The sequence below is a fragment of the Acinetobacter sp. SWBY1 genome, from assembly GCF_002946595.1.
GTDB lineage: Bacteria > Pseudomonadota > Gammaproteobacteria > Pseudomonadales > Moraxellaceae > Acinetobacter > Acinetobacter towneri.
In genome coordinates this window covers 2,832,932-2,850,499 of sequence record NZ_CP026616.1, presented here as the reverse complement: position 1 = coordinate 2,850,499, position 17,568 = coordinate 2,832,932, and the positions used below count along the sequence as shown (strand labels likewise).

Genomic DNA, 17,568 nt, shown 5'->3' with positions numbered 1-17,568 from the left:
TTATTTTGTTGTGATCTTACTGTTTTAAACGTGTGCGCCCTTGTACCCATTCAGTCCTGGGGTCACAAAACGCAGTAGTGATTTTTGATCGAAGCCAATTTCTGCCAAGGTCTGTTCAGGGCGTGGCTGAATTACCTGTTTGTTTAAAGTAAATTGCACTTCATCCCATTTAATGTTTTCAAAGTCAGGATGTTGATGGAAACCCGCCTGCATTTGCTGATCCAAAAATTCCTGAAAGGTTTGCTGCGGCGAAACCAACATGGCGTGTGCAGAACAATATAAAGTGTGATGATCCCAACCCACATACACCAAAATGTTGTCGCCATAGTGTTTTTGTAGGTCGCGTGGTTCAAAGTCGTAATCTGGGCGAATAGCGCGTACTGACATGGTCATTCTCCGTATCGGGGTAGTTTGAGCCGCAAATGACTCAAACCGAAATCCTTTTAAATTTGAATCTTGAAATAACTTAAATTTTAGATATTTACTTTAGATAGTGAATGAGCGTTAAGCCGCATCACCTTTCCATTTTTTCCAGCGTTGCTGGTCTGGTGAACCTTCAATATCCAAGTTATCTGCACCGACATTGAAGCGATAATATTCGCGCAGCATGTTTTCCAAATCTAAGCCACCACAGTTGCCTTGTAGAATTTGGTTCACTGGCAACCATGCCTGCACATATTTTTCAGGTTCACGTTCAAAAATATCGTGACAACCATCTGAACAGGTGTGGTAACGCTCGCCTTTATAAACAGACTCACGATACGTAAACATGGTCGGATCGCCATCCATTTCGGTGAAAGTCATTGGCACTTGGCAAATTTGGCACAATTGCGGTAAGCCTGCGCTGTAGAAACGCTTGCCTTCTGCTTCCATCTTGCGTGCTAACTCCCACTTTGGACGGTAGTATTTGTCAAAGGTGTCTGGATATTTTTCAGATAACCAATCCATTTCCTGATCGGTTGGAATCCAAGTATGGAAACCTGCTGCATGACCGAAGTTATAGAAAATCCACCACGCTTGATGCGACACGTGTTCTTTTTCTTTGGTAATTACTTCTGAATATTTCGGCATACGAATACCGTAACGGCTCAAGTCTTTAAATAACGCACCGCCCGCTTCTTCAAAGTAGGTTTCCCACGCTTCTTTCCACGACATGACTTTGTTTGGCAGCATGTAGTCCATCATCATGCCAACTATAGATAACAGACGAGTCCCACGCCAGAACCACTTATCAATCCATTCCTGTACGATTGGCACGTTATCTTCGTGTTGTTCTAACAAGAATTTCACGATTTCTAGACCTAAAGTCATGTGACGTGCTTCATCGGACTGTGCACTAAAACCAAAGGTGACCGTTGCCATATCGCCATTGTGTGCTGCACCTGACATGAACGGTACGAACAACAAGTTGGTCAATACATATTCAAAGGCAAAGCTAATGGCTAACAAGAACTCAAACGGCCCTGCTGAACGCGCATCTTCAAAGAAAGATTTTGGTACAGACAAGTACCAAACGCGGTCATGCATGTGCGACCAATCCTGAAAACCATCAAAGAATTTGTTGTAATGGCTCATGGCATGAATTTGCGTCTGCACGTGACGTAATTCATCAATCGACTGCATTTGTGATGCGATACGTGCGCCTACACCACTGAACTGACGCCCTACATGTGCATAACCTTGGAATGCCTGATATTCAAGCGGAGTTACCGCAGTTAAAAACAGTTTGATGGCATTCAAATAACGCTCATTGGTCACGTTCATTTGACCGTTGTTTTGTGCAAAAGCATCAAAAATGGCGTAAAGTTTTTTCTCTTTTTCTGCCTGATACTTCCAGTAAGCATCCATGGTTAAACGGAATGGATCTTCCCATTTAGACCAGTCTGTAATTTTAATGCCTTCAAATTCTTCGTATGGAAAGGCTTCTTTGCGGTCTGCATAAGAAAAGTCCCAATCCAAGTCACGAGTAAGTGCGCGATAACGGTCTTTGGCATTCAGTTTTTTTGCTGGGGTTTTAACTTGTGAATTCATGCTCATCATCCTTAAATTTTTTAGCGGCAATCTATGCAGCAATATGTTCTGGCGGCACTGTACTCAAATTGGCTCAGTGCACATCCTTATTCCTAGTTCCAGTGCAAACGGAAACTGTCATCATCTTCTTCGACGTTGCCGCCCAACGTAATCATGTTGAGTTGTAAAGACTGAATATCCCAATCTTGTCCAAGTTTTTCAGATACCGTTTCTGCTTTAACAATCAGACCTGTTTCGCTTTCTACCCGAATCATGGCTGGCAGATATTGAATCGTGGCATCTGGGTTGTCTTCTTCAATCGCTTCAATGATGTAGCGCGACGTGTCATTGTCCTGTAATGCGAGATAAACCTTAGACATGCTGCTTCTCCTTAAGCCTGCAAAATTTGTTCGAGTTCGATGCCAATTTTTTTACTGCGTTCCAGCAGTTTTTGTTCTGCAATGTCGACTGCATCTGCAGACAACGCCTCAGCTGCCCACGCTGCAAATGCCGCTTTCACTTCAGGTAAATATTCGGCTAACCACTGGCTCAACAATTGTTTGTTATGTGCAGATTCTGCAGCTGCGGTTTTAAATACGCTGTCTGACCATTTGCGTAAATCTGCCATGGCTTCCTGCATAAATTCCATCAGCATCGCCAAGTCACGTGCTTGATGCTGTGCCAGCCATTGATCAAATTGGGTGTAAACCAATTCGCTCATAAAGCTGTCAATCACCAAGTTTTGTAATAAAAACAGTTTGAAATAGTCCTGCTCGATCAAACTGGTTTCACACAACTTGCGCAGTCCTTGCCATGCTTCATCCTGCATCCATGCTTGTTTGGCTGGAATTAAAGATTCGCCCGTGTTGCCATCGAGTGCCAAACCAACCCGTGAGATGTACTGCGCCATCCCTAAACGATCCATCGCAGCATAAATACAGGCTTGGGTCAGCACCGTGCCATAACCATAAGCACTGCCCGACATCATGTGTAAATTGGCAGTCTGTTCGATATGACGAAACGGCAAAAACAAGGCAATCACTTTGGCTTTGACATCTTCAGAAATATGCTCTGCCAACTGACGCTTTTCAAAAAAGCTAAAGTTACTTTCGGCAATGTCCTGCAAACGCGCACGATGCTGCACATAAGTTCCGTAATAAAACTGACGCGGGTCTTTAAATGCGTACCAATCCTGCATTTCAATTGCAGTATGGGTTTTATCATTTAAGGTTTTTTCAGGTTTCCACAGCGGACGATAGTGAAAGTTGGTTTCCGCCTGAATATCAAAACTGACTTCCTGATAACGAGTGGCTGGCTTGTTGCCAAAACGGCGCTCAATATAGGCATAGTTTTGACGAATTGGCTCAATACCCGCTGTTTTAATTTCTAAAGTCATCGCTTATCTCCTTAAGCATTCAGTGTTGATCTTCATGATCAATGTTGTATCGCTGTGCACCGACTAAAGTGTCGTGTTCAATGCCGTAACGCCATTTGTCTTCTTCAGCATCATTCACGGCTTGCTGTTGTTCGCTCATTTCCACCACTTGATTGGTTGCGCAGAACTCGCGGAATGCTTGCTGCGGTAACACCAACTCCACATATAAAGTGGGATCGTGAATGGCAAAGTCGAACTCGACAAATGCGGCATTAATATCGCCCGTTACCCGAATATATTTGGTTAAGGGCAATGCGCCTGTTGCATCCTTCATATTGTTCTCCTACAAGATCTGATTCATTCAGAACTTGCTTCAGTTGCTTCATGCATCTGTTGCTTACTTTTACTATTACAACAAGCGTGCCAACTTTATAAAAACATTGAAAAACAGCAACTTAAAAAATCTGAGTGTTTTTATAAGAATTTGGATTTCATGATTTGATGAATTTTGATGTTTAAAAAATTTAAGATTTCATGATTTGATGAAATACAGCCCGTACAGATACAAAAATTTACCCTTGGGCTTTATGCAATTCGCTTATGATAAAGACGGAATAAAAACAACAAAAACATATAGATACAACTAAATACCTTTAAGGTTTGGCATGATGCTGTTTAGGTATTATTGAATTTTCACGAATTTGCATAAGATGGCTAAACAGCCTCGAATTTAATGGATTAAACACGGCGCATGGTACGAGTAAAATACGACAGCAGCGGCAAATATGCAGGTCATCCTCAGGAAATTCACGACCTGCTTTCCAAACTACATTTTGACACTGAGCGTGGACAAATCTGGTTTGATGAATATCGCATGTTGCTGATGCATACCAGCATCATGGGCTATTTGCGTAAAGACCTTGCCAATATGATTGGAATGGAACGCACCAAACGCTTTTTTATTCGTTTGGGCTATCAGGCAGGTCTGAAAGATGCAGAAGTCACTACTAAAATGCGCCCAGGTTTAAATGAAGAACAGGCTTTTATGGCAGGGCCGCAAATGCACGGTATTCGTGGCATGGTGCAAGTTTCTGCCAATCAATTGATTTTAAATCAAAAGAAAAAACAGTTTTATGCAGACTTAAACTGGCATAACTCTTTTGAAGCCGATGTGCATGTTGAGCAATTTGGACTGAGTCACGAACCTTCTTGCTGGATGCTGCTGGGCTATGCTTGCGGTTACAGCAGTTTTGCCACAGGCATGACCATTATTTATCAGGAAGTGGAATGTAAAGCCTGCGGGCGTGAGCATTGCCGTATTATTGGTAAACAACTCAGTGAATGGGAAAATGCCGATGAGCTGATTCAGTTCATGTCGCCTGAACCGATGGAACAGGAACTCATTGCACTGCAAGCCGAATTGTATGAACTGAAAAAGTCGATTTATGCCACCAGTAAAAATGACTACAGCATGTTCAGCTCAGTCGGACAATCGGCGGCTTATCAACGGGTGTGTGACTTACTCAAAATAGCGGCAGGTGCAAAAGTGTCGATTTTGCTGCAAGGTGAAACAGGGGTCGGGAAAGAAGCCTTTGCCCGTGGTGTGCATGAACTCAGTCAACGTAAAGAACATGCTTTTGTTGCGGTCAACTGTGCGGCAATTCCACCTGAACTGATTGAATCTGAACTGTTTGGTGTTGAAAAAGGTGCATTTACAGGTGCACATCAATCACGCTTAGGTAAATTTGAACGCGCCCATGGCGGTACTATTTTTTTAGATGAAGTGATTGAACTTTCGCCACGCGCTCAAGCGGCTTTGCTGCGTGTGCTACAAGAAGGTGAAGTGGAACGCGTTGGAGATTCGCAAACCCGTCATATTGATGTTCGCGTGATTGCTGCAACCAATGAAGATTTAGAACAAGCGGTTAAAGCAGGTCGTTTCCGTGCCGATTTATATTACCGTTTAAACATTTTTCCTGTGCAGATTCCACCGCTGCGTGAACGCCGTGAAGATTTACCATTATTGGTTGCACATTTCTTAAAACGCTTTGAAAAAATGTATGACAAACAAATTCAAGGCGTCAGTGAAAAAGCCACTAACTTTATGCAAAGCTATGCGTGGCCTGGCAATATTCGTGAACTGGAAAACCTGCTCGAACGTGCGGTACTACTGACGGAAGATCAACAACTGATTAAACTGAATGCCCTGTTTCCGCAAATGCACAGCGACCATACTGTAGATGAGCAAGACAGCGTAGATTTAGACACGCTTTTAACCGAAGGTTTTGATTTAGAACAGCATGAGCAACAACTGATTATCACCGCGATGCAAAAAGCCAAACACAATGTATCTGAAGCGGCACGCTTATTGGGAATTTCCCGCGCTGCACTGGATTATCGTTTAAAAAAATACGCCATGCGCTAGAAATTCCGCAATAAAAAAGCCCTGTTTTTCAACAAGGCTTTTGCATTTCAAGCAGCCGAATTACCAGCTCAGTGTCTGAGTGCCTGGACGGAAAATTGCTTCACCCATAGCATCTGGATTGGCATATTTCAGACCTTTCATTAAGTCACCTTCAACAACACCGTACTGCTCCATACACATTTTGCAGATATACACATCACCACCTTTGGCGATAATACTTTTCAGCATGTTCTGATGCTCTGCATATTTATGTTCAAAGCGGTTAGATGCCAACATTACGCCTTGATCGACCAAATAAATCGTCAGTGGATGACCTTTGCCAAATTGGTTATTGCTCATGCCAATTGCCATTTTGGTGCGGTGCGCATCACTGCTGGTAAGCAAGACAAAAAGTGGATCTTTTTTGCTCTCTGCCATTGCTGGAGATAGACTGGCAAAGGTCAGCAAAACCGATAAACATAACAACTGAATCAATTTCATGGCAGAACTCACACTCAATTTAAATCTGGTCAAAATATTAGCATAATAAATATACTATATTTAAATAATAAATTAAAACGATAGTCTGTATGCAATAAAGCCAAGCACTAAACTTTTTCAAAAATCAAAAATTGATCACTGTAAAATGACCCCAGCATCAACAATCACAATTCAATACGTCCAAAAAACAAAGCGCCACCGAAAACGGCAGCGCCAAGCATGTATTTAAGAGCAATCTTTTCTAGTAGAAATGAAGGGTTAAGCCGCTAAATTTTTCTTGAGTTCATCTTCTACAATACCAATTTCCAACTCACTGAAACGACGGATTTCCCCTTCTGCATGTTTTTCCAACATGCCGCCAATCAATGGCACTTTAACCTTAATTGTCCAGTTTAATTGAATATCAATTTTTTCATGGTTGCCTGTCACACTACGCTCGCCTTTAGCTTCTAAAGGCAAGTTTGCACCAAGCTCCACGGTAGAAGTAAGCGCCGTTAAATGGGTCACATCATTGCGTTTTAAACGAAATGCATCTTTTAATAATTTTTTAGCCATATCTGGAATATTCACATCTAAATTATAAGCACGGCGTAAAGTGTAAATATCACCGTTCTTTTTAGATTCTAAAATTTCCAAATTTTCACCAGGAATACGCTTGCAGACTGCTTCATGCAAAGCAACATCTGCCACTAAACGCTTAAATTCGTCAATTGAAACGCCATGAATGGTGGCGTTTACAGTAAATTGATGAGCCATTTGAGTTCCTTTTATTTTGTTTATTGATGGAGTAGGTCTAGCATCATCGTGCAATATAATTTGGCTGATGCTCAACGGGTATAAGCTGTTTTATATCCTAAATACAACTTTATTTTCAGGCTATTAAAATGTTTTTTCCGCCTGCTGTCATTGACTCTATTTTGTCTATTCTGTGTGAATGATGCCAAATTCAGCGGCATAGGTTTCATGGCTATAAATAGTTAAATAATGCCCATAAAATTCAATTTTGGCATAAAAATGTTCTGCGCCATCATCTAGTCCTGTGGAACACCATGTCGTCCGTTTGGGGAAATCATCTAACCACTGGGCTTGGTAAAAATCTGCAATCGAATCAAACTGTAAATAACGCTCAGGATACGCTAAAATATCCAATGCCAATAAATCAAATTGTTTAAGCTGCGCCTGTTTAAAATCAATTAAATTGCTCATCGCTACACGCCATCACTCCGCAGAATGTGCCGCATGTTGTTGTCGGATTTTATGCCATTCACGCCAGCCCAAATAAGCAAGAACCACAAAACCTGCATATAACACAGCCGTTAACAGCAACTCTTTGTAAATAAACATGCCGATATACACCAGATCGACCACAATCCATAACACCCATGTAGCCAAGTATTTACGACTGGTCCAATAGGTTGCCAATAGACTCATAGCTGCCAGTTGTGCATCCAATAAAGGCAGTGAAGCCTGCGTCCACCACTTTAAACTTAGCCCAAACAGTAAACCCAGTATGCTACTCAGTGCAATTTGCAGCCACATTTTAGAGAGTGGCAAGCTTTGAATGATGATATGTTGTTTTTGCTGCTGTGCAGTTTTCCACTGGAAAAAACCATAAACAGCCATGCCCATAAATAGGGTTTGTAATACCGTTTCGCCATACAATTGATATTCAAAGAACAAATAGGCATACAGCAAACAGGCAATAAAATTCACCACCCAGCAAGCTATATGTCGCTTAATGGTTAAGGTCACGCCTAAAACACTAATCAACACAGCAATGATTTCTAAAACTGACATTGATGCTGCCTATGTAAAAGAAAAAGGCATGATACCTCTTTTCGGGAAAATAGCGCAAAACTCAACATTTAACCAAACACTTAACTGACAAGAAGATGCTGCAATTAATTTTCAAGAAACCTCTGTAAAATCATAAACAGAAAATCAGGCATGAAAATCAATCTGTTTGAAACTGCTCTGAATTATTGTATTTATGCTCTTGCCCAAAGCGGTCTACATGGGTAATAAAAACTCCGTATTTGCCGACAAAATATTCAAGGGATTGCTCGTAAAAACTCCAGTAAATTGACCACTCCCCCAAGTCTAACTGACGAATTTGCGTATGTGCTTTGGCAGGCATTTTATTCAGCACTTCTTGTTGAATAGTTTCGGCATCTTCAGGGTCACGACTAGATACTTTTAAGCTTAAAAATATTTCTGCGATATCATCAAATAATTGCTGTTCGTATTCGGCAACTTCTTCCACCACCTCACGAACAGGGCGCGGTGCTTTGTGGGTAATCGGGTCTTGGACAATATTGGCAATATCTTGACAGCTTTGCTGAAAAGTACGATTAATTTTTATTTTGAACCAGACTTTCCAGACTGCATATACGGCAATCAACAACAAAATCCATAACAATAGTTTTGCCATCTTGGTCTTCGCTCTTATTTCAGGCGTTTCAATAAAGTATAACCATTTCAGGGCTTAGCGTCTATTCGCTGCTGCACGCTTCAACGCTTATGCTTTAACAGATGATTCCATCCATGCATCGCTAAAAAGTGCAATGCTCAATTACACAATGATACCGATTGCCTTAAAAATAGGACTTGTGCTGCAGTATAACGCAGTAAAACACAACAATTTTCTGCTATTTTTTTAAACACTTTTCGCTTCCAATAGAGCCTTGTTTTTATCTATCACCCTAAGCCTAGATGATTAGAGCTGCACAAATTCAAGATGTCGCCAATTTGGTTGCGGTATTACACGCCAGTATTCGCTCTTGTATTCAAGATCATCAACGCAATGAAGCCAAAATTCAGGCATGGCTAGAAAATAAAAGCTATGAAAATATTTTAATGCTGCTGCATTACAACAATTGTTGGGTCTATGTCTTACAGCATGTGGTGGTTGGCTTTATTATGATGAGTGATCGCGGGCAAATTTTACAACATGCGATTGCACCTGAAGTACAACAGCGTGGTATTGGTCAGGCCTTGTTATTTGAAGCTATTGCTCATTTACGGGCTAAAAATGTATCGCAAATCAGTGTGTTTAGCACACAGACTGCGCTGATGTTTTATCAAAAATACGATTTTGAAATTCAACCACAAAAAATTAGTTATGGGCATTTCACCCCCATGCTCAAACATCTTAATACAGAACGATCAGAGCAATCCTGAGTACAACAATCTTTCAGTTCGATACCCCCATAAAAAAAACCGCTTTCATTTGAAAGCGGGTTCATCTGTATTGCAGCTACGATTTTATAAACGAACTAGCGCAATAATTTTTTCTGCCAATTCTTCAATGCTGTCTGCACTTAACTGCGCATCGGCACCGCTTTCTACATCACTAATCACCACAATGCCTGTTTCACGCAGTAACGCAACTTGCGTAGCATCTAACCCTGCTTTGGCAATTGCAACAATACCCTGCTGAATCAACAAACTTTCAATGGCCTGAGCCTGCGCTAAAATTTGACTTGAAACGCTGACTGCAGCAGGCTTCTGACCTAAACGTGCAGCACGATCTTCTGCAGTGACTGGCGCGCTGTGTGCAGACCATTCTACACAAGCTTCAACCATACCCGCACCAATGGTCACGTTATTAAGACGGTCAATGAAAATAAATGAACCTGTATAACGACTGTCTTGATAACGGTCAAATACCACAGGCGCATCAAATTCGATGGTGACATTGGCAATTGCATTCAGTTCAAGCTGTTCAACCTGCACCTGTTCCAAAGTATTCACATTGGTACGGTAATGAATGGCTGTGACTTTTGCAGGCACAGTTTGTGTACCCACTTTTAAGTTATACAGCTTGCCAATAGATAGTGGCTGATCAGCCATCCACACCACTGTGGCATTTACAGCACGTGAAATTTCAGGACGTGCCTGATCTTCACGCACCAAAACATTACCACGTGAAATATCAATTTCATCGTTCAGTGTTAGGGTAACTGCTTGACCTGCAATTGCATGTTCAAGATTGCCATCAAAAGTCACAATCTCTTTTACTGTCGAGCTTTTACCCGATGGCAATGCCACAATGCGGTCACCCACATGAATATCGCCCAAAGCAATCGTGCCGCAGAAACCACGGAAGTCAAGGTTTGGACGGTTGACATACTGCACAGGGAAACGGAAATCATTTTGAGCCGAGTTACGGTTAATTTCTACCGACTCCAATGTTCCCATTAAAGTATCGCCTGTGTACCAAGGGGTATGCTCAGACTTGTTCACCACGTTATCGCCATTTAAGGCAGAAATTGGCGTGAAAATAATATTCGATGGTTTACGATCACCCAGTTGATTCACAAAGTTCGCATATTCCGTCTGAATTTCGTTAAATCGTGCTTCTGAATAATCCACCAAATCCATTTTATTGATGGCAACCACAATATTGTTAATGCCCAATAAACTAGAAATAAAAGTATGACGACGGGTCTGAGTTTGTACGCCATAACGCGCATCAATCAAAATAATCGCCAAGTCACAAGTCGATGCACCTGTTGCCATGTTACGTGTATATTGCTCATGCCCGGGTGTATCGGCAATGATGAACTTACGCTTTTCAGTAGAAAAATAACGATAAGCCACATCAATGGTAATGCCCTGCTCACGCTCGGCTTGCAAACCATCGACCAATAAAGCTAAATCAGGTGCATCGCCCGTAGTGCCGACTTTTTTCGAGTCACGAGTCACGGCTTGTAATTGATCTTCATAAATCAATTTTGAGTCATACAACAAACGACCAATTAATGTCGATTTACCATCGTCTACGTTACCGCAAGTTAAAAAGCGCAGTAGATCTTTGTTTTCGTGCTGTTTTAAATACGCCAAAATATCTTGGCTAATTAAATTCGATTGATGAGACATTGCTCAAAGCTCCACATATTTTTTAGAAATCGGTTTTTTAATCTTTAATCCCTCTAAATCTCCCTTTTATAAAGGGAGGCTTTGCTCCGCTTTTTATAAGTCCCTCTTTATAAAGAGGGGTTTGGGGAGATTTTTCAGGAGAGATTAGAAGTAACCTTCTTGCTTTTTCTTTTCCATCGAGCCAGCTTCATCGTGGTCAATCATACGACCCTGACGCTCTGAACTGGTTGCCAATAGCATTTCCTGAATAATTTCAGGCAAGGTATTCGCTTCTGATTCGACTGCACCCGTAAGTGGATAACAACCTAAAGTACGGAAGCGTACCGATTTCATTTGTGGAACTTCACCTTCTAGCAACGGCATGCGTTCGTCATCGACCATAATTAAAGTGCCGCTACGCTCAACGACAGGACGTTCTGCAGCCAAATACAACGGTACTAATGGAATACTTTCGAGGTAAATGTATTGCCAAATATCCAATTCAGTCCAGTTAGACAATGGGAACACACGAATACTTTCGCCTTTATTGACCTTGCCATTATACAAATTCCACAATTCAGGACGCTGATTTTTCGGGTCCCAACGATGTTTTGCATCACGGAAAGAATAAACACGTTCTTTGGCACGTGATTTTTCCTCATCACGACGCGCGCCACCAAATGCCGCATCAAAACCGTATTTATCTAAAGCTTGTTTTAAGCCTTGGGTTTTCATGATGTCAGTATATTTAGAACTGCCATGATCGAATGGGTTAATGTTGGCATCTACCCCTTCTTTATTTTGATGAACAATCAAGTCAAAACCGTGCTGTTTTGCCATGTTGTCACGGAAAGTGATCATGTCTTTGAATTTCCAGCCTGTATCCACATGTAACAGTGGAAATGGCAGTTTCGCTGGATAGAATGCTTTTAAAGCCAAATGCAACATTACCGCTGAATCTTTACCAATCGAATACAACATGACTGGATTTTCAAACTCGGCTGCAACTTCACGGATAATATGAATACTCTCAGCTTCAAGCTGTTTAAGATGAGTAAGTCTTTCCTGATTTATTGACATTGATCACACCAGATGTACTTAAACTTGTGTACGAATAACACAGATAGAATTTGATTTTCATTATAGTGACTTAGTTATGCAGACTATTGCTTGTTTTATTATATTTATATGCAAAAAGCTCATATAAAAGAAAACCAATAAGCAGTATAAGTTTTATTTAATCAATAGTTTATTCCATCATATATTGAAATTCAACGTCATTCTCGCTACGTTTGATACATACAAATCGCGCTTACAAGCTGCTCATTTTTGAATAACTTCATAGATTATTCATCTAATTCAGTGCTTCAAGCATGAACAAAAAATGCTTAAAGTAAAAACATATTTTTTTATTTTTAAGATGCTCCCATGCCACAGATTGAACAGATCAAATCCAAACTTGAACAGGCGCAGCTGGCTGGTTTTTTGTATCAGCACAGCCCTGAGCTACTCGTCCTACAAGAGCCTTTAAACGATGATGCTTCAATGCTGAATGTTTTTGTGCAACATGAACTCAGTGCAGATCAGATTGGGCTGCAATTTGGTTTGCGTTGCCGTGATCAACAACTCTCCTTTTTAATAGGCGTGACGCATAGCAATCAAGACCGCAGCTATGAAATTGGTGCGGGCAATTTAAAGGCCGAACAAAAAGCCTTTAACTTAATGTATGCATTTTATAATTATCCTAAAGGTTTTTATTTGGTAGATGTGCCTTTAAATGCAACCACGGCAGAACTGCATCAAGCGATTGAAACGCAATTATTTTCGCAAGAAAAACTGGATTTCTTAAACACTGCTATTAAAACCAACCCCATGGGTACACAAGTAACTTGGATGAAAGCGCATATTTTGCAGCAAGCTTTAGAGATGAAAGTACGGATTCAAACGGCGTTGTTATAAGCATCATCACTTTAAGTTTCTGCGGATTACGCAAGATGCACTTAAACCCCGCCAAAACTGGTTGATTGATTAAACTCGAAATTATCGTATACTGTACATATACACAATACACTTGGATACTAAGGCTTGATTAAGAGTTTTAAACATAAAGGTCTTCAGGCTTTTTTCCAAACTGGTTCAACAGCAGGTATTCAAGCAGCGCATTCTACAAAATTACGTTTAATACTTGCAGCACTACATGCTGCATCTACGGTGAATGATTTGCGAACTCCACCCAATTGGCGTTTACATAAATTGAGTGCAAATCTACAAGATCAATGGTCACTAACAGTAAATGGTAATTGGCGTGTAATTTTTAAATTTGAAGATGGTGATGTCTACATTGTAGATTATTTGGATTATCACATAGCTTCTAGCGCAGGAGTACAAAGATGAATATGATGTTTAATGCACCTCATCCGGGCGAAATGTTGCGCGAATATATTGGTGAAACTTCTGTGACTGAAGTGGCTCAAGCACTTGGAGTGACACGTGCAAACCTATCTCGCATTTTGAATGGTCATACTGGAATTTCTGCAGATATGGCGATTCGTTTGAGTGAAGCCTTAGAAACCTCACCAGAGTTTTGGTTGAATTTACAAATGCAGCATGATTTATGGCTTGCCAGTCAACGCCAGCGACCTATGATCAAAAAATTGGTGGCAAGTGTTTAACTTTAAGTTACAACAAAAAACAACCTGCATTTCTGCAGGTTGTTTTTTATGTCGTCAACGATGCGCTAAAACTTAGTTTTTATGACGCATGTGTGGGAATAAAATCACATCACGGATACTCGCAGCGTTGGCAAACAACATTACCAAACGGTCAATCCCGATGCCCTCACCTGCAGTTGGTGGTAAGCCGTATTCCAAAGCTTCAACAAAGTCTGCATCGTAATGCATCGCTTCATCATCGCCTGCGTCTTTTTCTGCAACCTGTGCTTGGAAACGCTCAGCTTGGTCAATCGGGTCATTTAATTCTGAGAAACCATTCGCCAATTCACGACCACCAATAAAGAACTCAAAACGGTCAGTAATGTGTGGGTTATCGTCATTACGACGTGCCAAAGGCGACGTTTCTGCAGGATATTCTGTAATGAAAGTCGGCTGACGTAATTGAGTTTCTACGGTTTCTTCAAACACGATGGTTTGTAGTTTGCCCAAACCAAAACCAGGCTTCACCTGTTCTTTCAATTCTTCCTGCACAAATTTAGCCAAGAAATCACGGTCATTAACATTTTCTGGCGTGAATTGTGGATTATGCTCAAGAATGGCATCAAACATAGAAATTTTCTTGAATGGGCCTTTGAAGCTATACACTTCATCGCCATACGGCACATCGGTAGTACCCAAAATATCCAAAGCCAGTTTTTCTAGCATTTGCTCAGTCAATGCCATCAAATCTTTATAGTCGGCATAAGCTTGGTAGAATTCGATCATGGTAAATTCCGGGTTATGACGTGTAGACACCCCTTCATTACGGAAGTTACGGTTAATTTCAAACACACGTTCAAAACCGCCAACCACTAAACGCTTTAAATATAATTCAGGCGCAATACGCAAGAATAACGGCATATCTAAAGCATTATGATGCGTTTCAAATGGACGTGCCGATGCACCGCCAGGAATCACATGCATCATTGGCGTTTCAACTTCCATAAAACGCTGTTCAGTTAAAAATGCACGAATACCCGAAACCACTTTGGCACGAATTTCAAAGGTTTTACGGGTGTCTTCATTTACGATTAAGTCTAAATAACGCTTACGATATTTCGCTTCGGTATCGCTTAAACCATGATATTTGTCTGGTAATGGACGTAAAGATTTGGTCAACAATTCAAAATGTTGAATATGAACATATAAATCGCCTTTGCCTGAACGACCAATATAGCCTTTCACTGCGATAATATCGCCCAAATCTAGGCTCTTGATCGTCTCTAATGTTTCAGCACTAAGTTCTTTACGCGCCACATACAGCTGAATACGACCTGTCATGTCTTGAATTACGATGAATGAACCGCGGTTCAACATCACACGACCTGCTACAGACACATACACTTTTTCGCCTGCTTCAATTTCTTCTTTAGAAACTTCTGCGAATTGTGCCTGCAAATCATCTGCGTAGTTTTCACGCTTAAACGTATTTGGCCAAGGGCTAGTTCCCTTCGCCTGCGCTTGTTCTTGAATTTGCTTTAACTTGGCATGACGCTGCGCAATTAAATCGTTTTCGGAAATAGTGGGTTCAGAAGTCGATTGAGCGTTATGTTGCGTCATCTCTGCCTCGAATAATTACTAAAAAAAGAAGTTCAATAGAATAGCAGATTTAGACACGATTTCGTATGCCTTCTCTAACTCGGTCTATATATTTTTTTAATTACCCCTTGCTTTTATAGTTTTTTGTTGACTTAGACCAAAAGCTAACTTCTTTCTTTGCCCGAGCGCACTACAATATTGATCAGAAAATAGATGAAAAAGATCGTTTTTGGTCGCTATTTTTAGTTTCAGCCAAACCGAGTTAAAAATCACGATCTGTACTATGAAATCTGTTCTATGAAAATAATCGACTATGTGAATCTGGCAATGAATACATGTGCTTTAAAAGTCTTGTTTTTACATGGGTTAGATTCCTCTCGAGAATCGACTAAATTCCATGCCATTGATGCAGAGCAAAAATTTTGTATCAATGTCGATTATCGCAACTTAAATTATCAAACTGTTGCCGATTTTTATCACAATATCATTCAAAAAATTAAGCCTGAAATTTTGGTGGGACATAGTCTAGGCGGCTATTGGGCACTCAAAATGTCTTTGTCGCACCATATTCCGTGTGTGGTGGCAAATCCAAGTTTAGCTCCCACGTTTCGCAATGACTATCCTGCAATTTCAGATGATGACTTGCAGCACGATATTCCACAATTGGCTTATTTAGAATTGGGCGATGAAATTTTGGATATGCATGCCGCGCAAGCATTTTTAGAAAACTATATGCAGACCTCTACTTTTGAGTCTGGGCATCATCGCTTATTGCATCCAGAAAATATTAATTCTTGTATTCAGCAAATCGAACAAGCTTATCTTGCCAAATAAAGTCAAAGCTATCCATTAAAAATAATCAATTAAACATCACCCATTAAAAAAGCCTGATCACAACTATGGAGATCAGGCTTTTTTACAGCAGTTACAATAACTTAAAAGGATTAAGCCACTGCTTGTTCTGGTTTAGATTTATTGTCCAATACGGACCAAATATCTAAACCTAAATTTTTGTGTAAATCTGGTAAGTCTAGGAAAATGCTTGCACCTAAAACTTGATGATTACATTTTTCAGCCAATTGTTTCACTGCTTTTAAAGTGCCACCTGTCGCCAATACATCATCTACAATAATGACTTTTTGCGCTTGCACATCGGCAGCCATTTCTAAACGGTCTAAACCGTATTCTAAGCTATAACCCACACCCACAACTGGTGGTGGCAATTTACCTGCTTTACGCACAAGTACCAAACCTTTGCCTGTACGCTGTGCCAAAAGGCTCGCCAATACAAAACCACGTGCTTCTACTGCAATAAAGCTTTCAACTTCAGCTAATTTTTCTGCAGGAATGCTGGCAATTAAAGCATCTGTTAATGAATCCAAATTATTCATAAACAAAGGCGTTAAATCATAAAAATCTACGCCTGGTTTTGGAAAATGAGGAACAGTACGAATATGCGACCACAAAAAAGTAGACAAATTGCTCATGGAAGATCAGAAATGTGACTAAAGAATGGTTGAATTTTAACGTTTATTTTCAATTAAGGCTAGTGATAAAATCGGCAAGACAAGCACTCACTGCACCAAACAAAGAAACAAATTATTGATTTAATTAGATATATATTATTTTAAAAATTCAAACATATAAAAATTCTATTATAGAATATCAAAATCACACTTAATATTCTGTACGACCAAGGTCTTAAATAGCCATAAAACTCCCAATAAGATGAATTTTCCACAATAAAACCACCTGATTCATTGTTGAAAATAGGGCAAGTCAGGCTTTTTCAGTCGAGTTTTGTCCTCAGCTGCTATTCCATCTGCTGTGCAGCACATTAAAATCGCTTATTTACTTTACTTTAGCCGTATAACTGCGTAAAAATTTAATCAAATAGATATACTAAAAGTCATATCATGTATCTGGTCGTAGATAAGTTTTTGCTGATCTAGAAATTTAAAGATCGGTTTATGGAGAATTGAATGAAAAAATATCAATGCATCGTTTGTGGATGGATTTATGACGAAGCAGAAGGCTGGCCTCAAGACGGTATTGTGGCAGGTACATTGTGGGAAGATATCCCTGATGACTGGACTTGCCCAGACTGCGGCGTTTCAAAAGCTGACTTTGAAATGATTGAAGTTTAAGACCATTAAAAGACCATGCCG

21 protein-coding genes are annotated in these 17,568 nt (G+C 40.4%); 7 read left to right on the top strand and 14 right to left on the bottom strand.

Translation table 11 applies throughout. From position 1 onward, the window contains the following. Positions 1-24: 24 nt before the first annotated feature. From C3Y93_RS13735 to C3Y93_RS13715, 5 genes are all read right to left on the bottom strand, one after another. Positions 25-387: a phenol hydroxylase subunit P4 gene (locus C3Y93_RS13735; RefSeq protein ID WP_104853300.1), complete on the bottom strand. Its 363-nt coding sequence runs from the start codon at positions 385-387 to the stop codon at positions 25-27. A gap of 117 nt (positions 388-504) precedes the next feature. Beyond that, complete coding sequence (locus tag C3Y93_RS13730; RefSeq protein ID WP_004971966.1) at positions 505-2,031, bottom strand: aromatic/alkene/methane monooxygenase hydroxylase/oxygenase subunit alpha; 1,527 nt, start codon at positions 2,029-2,031, stop codon at positions 505-507. Positions 2,032-2,123: 92 nt separating this feature from the next. Continuing rightward, positions 2,124-2,390 (bottom strand): MmoB/DmpM family protein, encoded by a 267-nt coding sequence (locus C3Y93_RS13725; protein ID WP_004971969.1) that lies wholly within the window; start codon positions 2,388-2,390, stop codon positions 2,124-2,126. A gap of 11 nt (positions 2,391-2,401) precedes the next feature. Continuing rightward, positions 2,402-3,406 (bottom strand): aromatic/alkene monooxygenase hydroxylase subunit beta, encoded by a 1,005-nt coding sequence (locus C3Y93_RS13720; RefSeq protein ID WP_004971970.1) that lies wholly within the window; start codon positions 3,404-3,406, stop codon positions 2,402-2,404. 19 nt (positions 3,407-3,425) lie between these two features. Continuing rightward, on the bottom strand, positions 3,426-3,719 hold the full coding sequence (locus C3Y93_RS13715; RefSeq protein ID WP_004971972.1) for a phenol hydroxylase subunit: 294 nt from the start codon (positions 3,717-3,719) through the stop codon (positions 3,426-3,428). Positions 3,720-4,136: 417 nt separating this feature from the next. Here C3Y93_RS13715 and mobR point away from each other — a divergent pair, with 417 nt between their 5' ends. Further along, positions 4,137-5,810 carry a phenol degradation transcriptional regulator MobR gene (gene mobR, locus C3Y93_RS13710; RefSeq protein ID WP_104853192.1) on the top strand — a complete coding sequence of 558 codons (1,674 nt, stop codon included), beginning with the start codon at positions 4,137-4,139 and terminating at the stop codon, positions 5,808-5,810. Positions 5,811-5,870: 60 nt separating this feature from the next. Here the strand turns inward: mobR and C3Y93_RS13705 are convergent, their stop codons facing one another. From C3Y93_RS13705 to C3Y93_RS13685, 5 genes are all read right to left on the bottom strand, one after another. Continuing rightward, the gene (locus C3Y93_RS13705) at positions 5,871-6,290 is read right to left on the bottom strand and encodes a DsrE family protein (protein ID WP_004971976.1); all 420 of its coding nucleotides are present in this window, start codon (positions 6,288-6,290) and stop codon (positions 5,871-5,873) included. 258 nt (positions 6,291-6,548) lie between these two features. Continuing rightward, positions 6,549-7,046: a DUF2505 family protein gene (locus C3Y93_RS13700; RefSeq protein WP_004971978.1), complete on the bottom strand. Its 498-nt coding sequence runs from the start codon at positions 7,044-7,046 to the stop codon at positions 6,549-6,551. A gap of 165 nt (positions 7,047-7,211) precedes the next feature. Then, a complete protein-coding gene (locus C3Y93_RS13695; protein WP_104853190.1) occupies positions 7,212-7,496 on the bottom strand; it encodes a hypothetical protein in 285 nt (94 codons plus the stop codon). 12 nt (positions 7,497-7,508) lie between these two features. Further along, a complete protein-coding gene (gene pnuC / locus C3Y93_RS13690; RefSeq protein ID WP_104853189.1) occupies positions 7,509-8,087 on the bottom strand; it encodes a nicotinamide riboside transporter PnuC in 579 nt (192 codons plus the stop codon). A 157-nt stretch (positions 8,088-8,244) separates the two neighbouring features. Further along, the gene (locus C3Y93_RS13685) at positions 8,245-8,721 is read right to left on the bottom strand and encodes a hypothetical protein (RefSeq protein WP_104853188.1); all 477 of its coding nucleotides are present in this window, start codon (positions 8,719-8,721) and stop codon (positions 8,245-8,247) included. 281 nt (positions 8,722-9,002) lie between these two features. Between C3Y93_RS13685 and C3Y93_RS13680 the strand changes: the two genes are divergently transcribed. Next, positions 9,003-9,470 (top strand): GNAT family N-acetyltransferase, encoded by a 468-nt coding sequence (locus C3Y93_RS13680; protein WP_104853187.1) that lies wholly within the window; start codon positions 9,003-9,005, stop codon positions 9,468-9,470. 84 nt (positions 9,471-9,554) lie between these two features. Here C3Y93_RS13680 and cysN read toward each other — a convergent pair whose 3' ends face one another. Both cysN and cysD read right to left on the bottom strand, forming a co-directional pair. Further along, entirely contained in the window at positions 9,555-11,171 is a 1,617-nt protein-coding gene (gene cysN / locus C3Y93_RS13675; protein WP_104853186.1) for a sulfate adenylyltransferase subunit CysN, read from the bottom strand. 144 nt (positions 11,172-11,315) lie between these two features. Further along, positions 11,316-12,224, bottom strand: a complete 909-nt coding sequence (gene cysD, locus C3Y93_RS13670) for a sulfate adenylyltransferase subunit CysD (RefSeq protein WP_026438300.1) — start codon at positions 12,222-12,224, stop codon at positions 11,316-11,318. 354 nt (positions 12,225-12,578) lie between these two features. Here cysD and C3Y93_RS13665 point away from each other — a divergent pair, with 354 nt between their 5' ends. The 3 genes from C3Y93_RS13665 to C3Y93_RS13655 all read left to right on the top strand — a co-directional run bounded on the left by C3Y93_RS13665 (position 12,579) and on the right by C3Y93_RS13655 (position 13,822). Beyond that, on the top strand, positions 12,579-13,109 hold the full coding sequence (locus C3Y93_RS13665; RefSeq protein WP_096900966.1) for a hypothetical protein: 531 nt from the start codon (positions 12,579-12,581) through the stop codon (positions 13,107-13,109). 126 nt (positions 13,110-13,235) lie between these two features. Further along, complete coding sequence (locus C3Y93_RS13660; protein ID WP_104853185.1) at positions 13,236-13,544, top strand: type II toxin-antitoxin system RelE/ParE family toxin; 309 nt, start codon at positions 13,236-13,238, stop codon at positions 13,542-13,544. Further along, positions 13,541-13,822, top strand: a complete 282-nt coding sequence (locus C3Y93_RS13655; RefSeq protein WP_004971994.1) for a HigA family addiction module antitoxin — start codon at positions 13,541-13,543, stop codon at positions 13,820-13,822. Before C3Y93_RS13660 ends, C3Y93_RS13655 begins: the two co-directional genes overlap by 4 nt. A gap of 72 nt (positions 13,823-13,894) precedes the next feature. Here C3Y93_RS13655 and lysS read toward each other — a convergent pair whose 3' ends face one another. Continuing rightward, positions 13,895-15,421, bottom strand: coding sequence for a lysine--tRNA ligase (gene lysS / locus C3Y93_RS13650; RefSeq protein ID WP_104853184.1), 1,527 nt, complete (start codon positions 15,419-15,421; stop codon positions 13,895-13,897). Between the two features lie 306 nt (positions 15,422-15,727). Here lysS and C3Y93_RS13645 point away from each other — a divergent pair, with 306 nt between their 5' ends. Next, positions 15,728-16,234 carry a YqiA/YcfP family alpha/beta fold hydrolase gene (locus C3Y93_RS13645; RefSeq protein WP_104853299.1) on the top strand — a complete coding sequence of 169 codons (507 nt, stop codon included), beginning with the start codon at positions 15,728-15,730 and terminating at the stop codon, positions 16,232-16,234. A 110-nt stretch (positions 16,235-16,344) separates the two neighbouring features. Here the strand turns inward: C3Y93_RS13645 and C3Y93_RS13640 are convergent, their stop codons facing one another. Continuing rightward, complete coding sequence (locus C3Y93_RS13640; protein WP_004972003.1) at positions 16,345-16,887, bottom strand: adenine phosphoribosyltransferase; 543 nt, start codon at positions 16,885-16,887, stop codon at positions 16,345-16,347. Between the two features lie 495 nt (positions 16,888-17,382). On the opposite strand from C3Y93_RS13640, the gene rubA reads away from it, so the two are divergent. Next, positions 17,383-17,547, top strand: a complete 165-nt coding sequence (gene rubA / locus C3Y93_RS13635) for a rubredoxin RubA (protein ID WP_004972007.1) — start codon at positions 17,383-17,385, stop codon at positions 17,545-17,547. Positions 17,548-17,568: the final 21 nt, after the last annotated feature.

Coding starts and splice junctions, on each gene's coding strand:
- C3Y93_RS13665 (WP_096900966.1), top strand. CDS start 12,579: ATGCCACAGATTGAACAGATCAAATCCAAACTTGAACAGGCGCAGCTG.
- C3Y93_RS13645 (WP_104853299.1), top strand. CDS start 15,728: ATGAATACATGTGCTTTAAAAGTCTTGTTTTTACATGGGTTAGATTCC.
- rubA (WP_004972007.1), top strand. CDS start 17,383: ATGAAAAAATATCAATGCATCGTTTGTGGATGGATTTATGACGAAGCA.
- C3Y93_RS13695 (WP_104853190.1), bottom strand. CDS start 7,496: ATGAGCAATTTAATTGATTTTAAACAGGCGCAGCTTAAACAATTTGAT.
- C3Y93_RS13680 (WP_104853187.1), top strand. CDS start 9,003: ATGATTAGAGCTGCACAAATTCAAGATGTCGCCAATTTGGTTGCGGTA.
- C3Y93_RS13640 (WP_004972003.1), bottom strand. CDS start 16,887: ATGAGCAATTTGTCTACTTTTTTGTGGTCGCATATTCGTACTGTTCCT.
- mobR (WP_104853192.1), top strand. CDS start 4,137: ATGGTACGAGTAAAATACGACAGCAGCGGCAAATATGCAGGTCATCCT.
- C3Y93_RS13720 (WP_004971970.1), bottom strand. CDS start 3,406: ATGACTTTAGAAATTAAAACAGCGGGTATTGAGCCAATTCGTCAAAAC.
- C3Y93_RS13685 (WP_104853188.1), bottom strand. CDS start 8,721: ATGGCAAAACTATTGTTATGGATTTTGTTGTTGATTGCCGTATATGCA.
- lysS (WP_104853184.1), bottom strand. CDS start 15,421: ATGACGCAACATAACGCTCAATCGACTTCTGAACCCACTATTTCCGAA.
- C3Y93_RS13700 (WP_004971978.1), bottom strand. CDS start 7,046: ATGGCTCATCAATTTACTGTAAACGCCACCATTCATGGCGTTTCAATT.
- C3Y93_RS13715 (WP_004971972.1), bottom strand. CDS start 3,719: ATGAAGGATGCAACAGGCGCATTGCCCTTAACCAAATATATTCGGGTA.
- C3Y93_RS13705 (WP_004971976.1), bottom strand. CDS start 6,290: ATGAAATTGATTCAGTTGTTATGTTTATCGGTTTTGCTGACCTTTGCC.
- C3Y93_RS13655 (WP_004971994.1), top strand. CDS start 13,541: ATGAATATGATGTTTAATGCACCTCATCCGGGCGAAATGTTGCGCGAA.
- C3Y93_RS13735 (WP_104853300.1), bottom strand. CDS start 387: ATGTCAGTACGCGCTATTCGCCCAGATTACGACTTTGAACCACGCGAC.
- C3Y93_RS13730 (WP_004971966.1), bottom strand. CDS start 2,031: ATGAATTCACAAGTTAAAACCCCAGCAAAAAAACTGAATGCCAAAGAC.
- C3Y93_RS13725 (WP_004971969.1), bottom strand. CDS start 2,390: ATGTCTAAGGTTTATCTCGCATTACAGGACAATGACACGTCGCGCTAC.
- cysN (WP_104853186.1), bottom strand. CDS start 11,171: ATGTCTCATCAATCGAATTTAATTAGCCAAGATATTTTGGCGTATTTA.
- pnuC (WP_104853189.1), bottom strand. CDS start 8,087: ATGTCAGTTTTAGAAATCATTGCTGTGTTGATTAGTGTTTTAGGCGTG.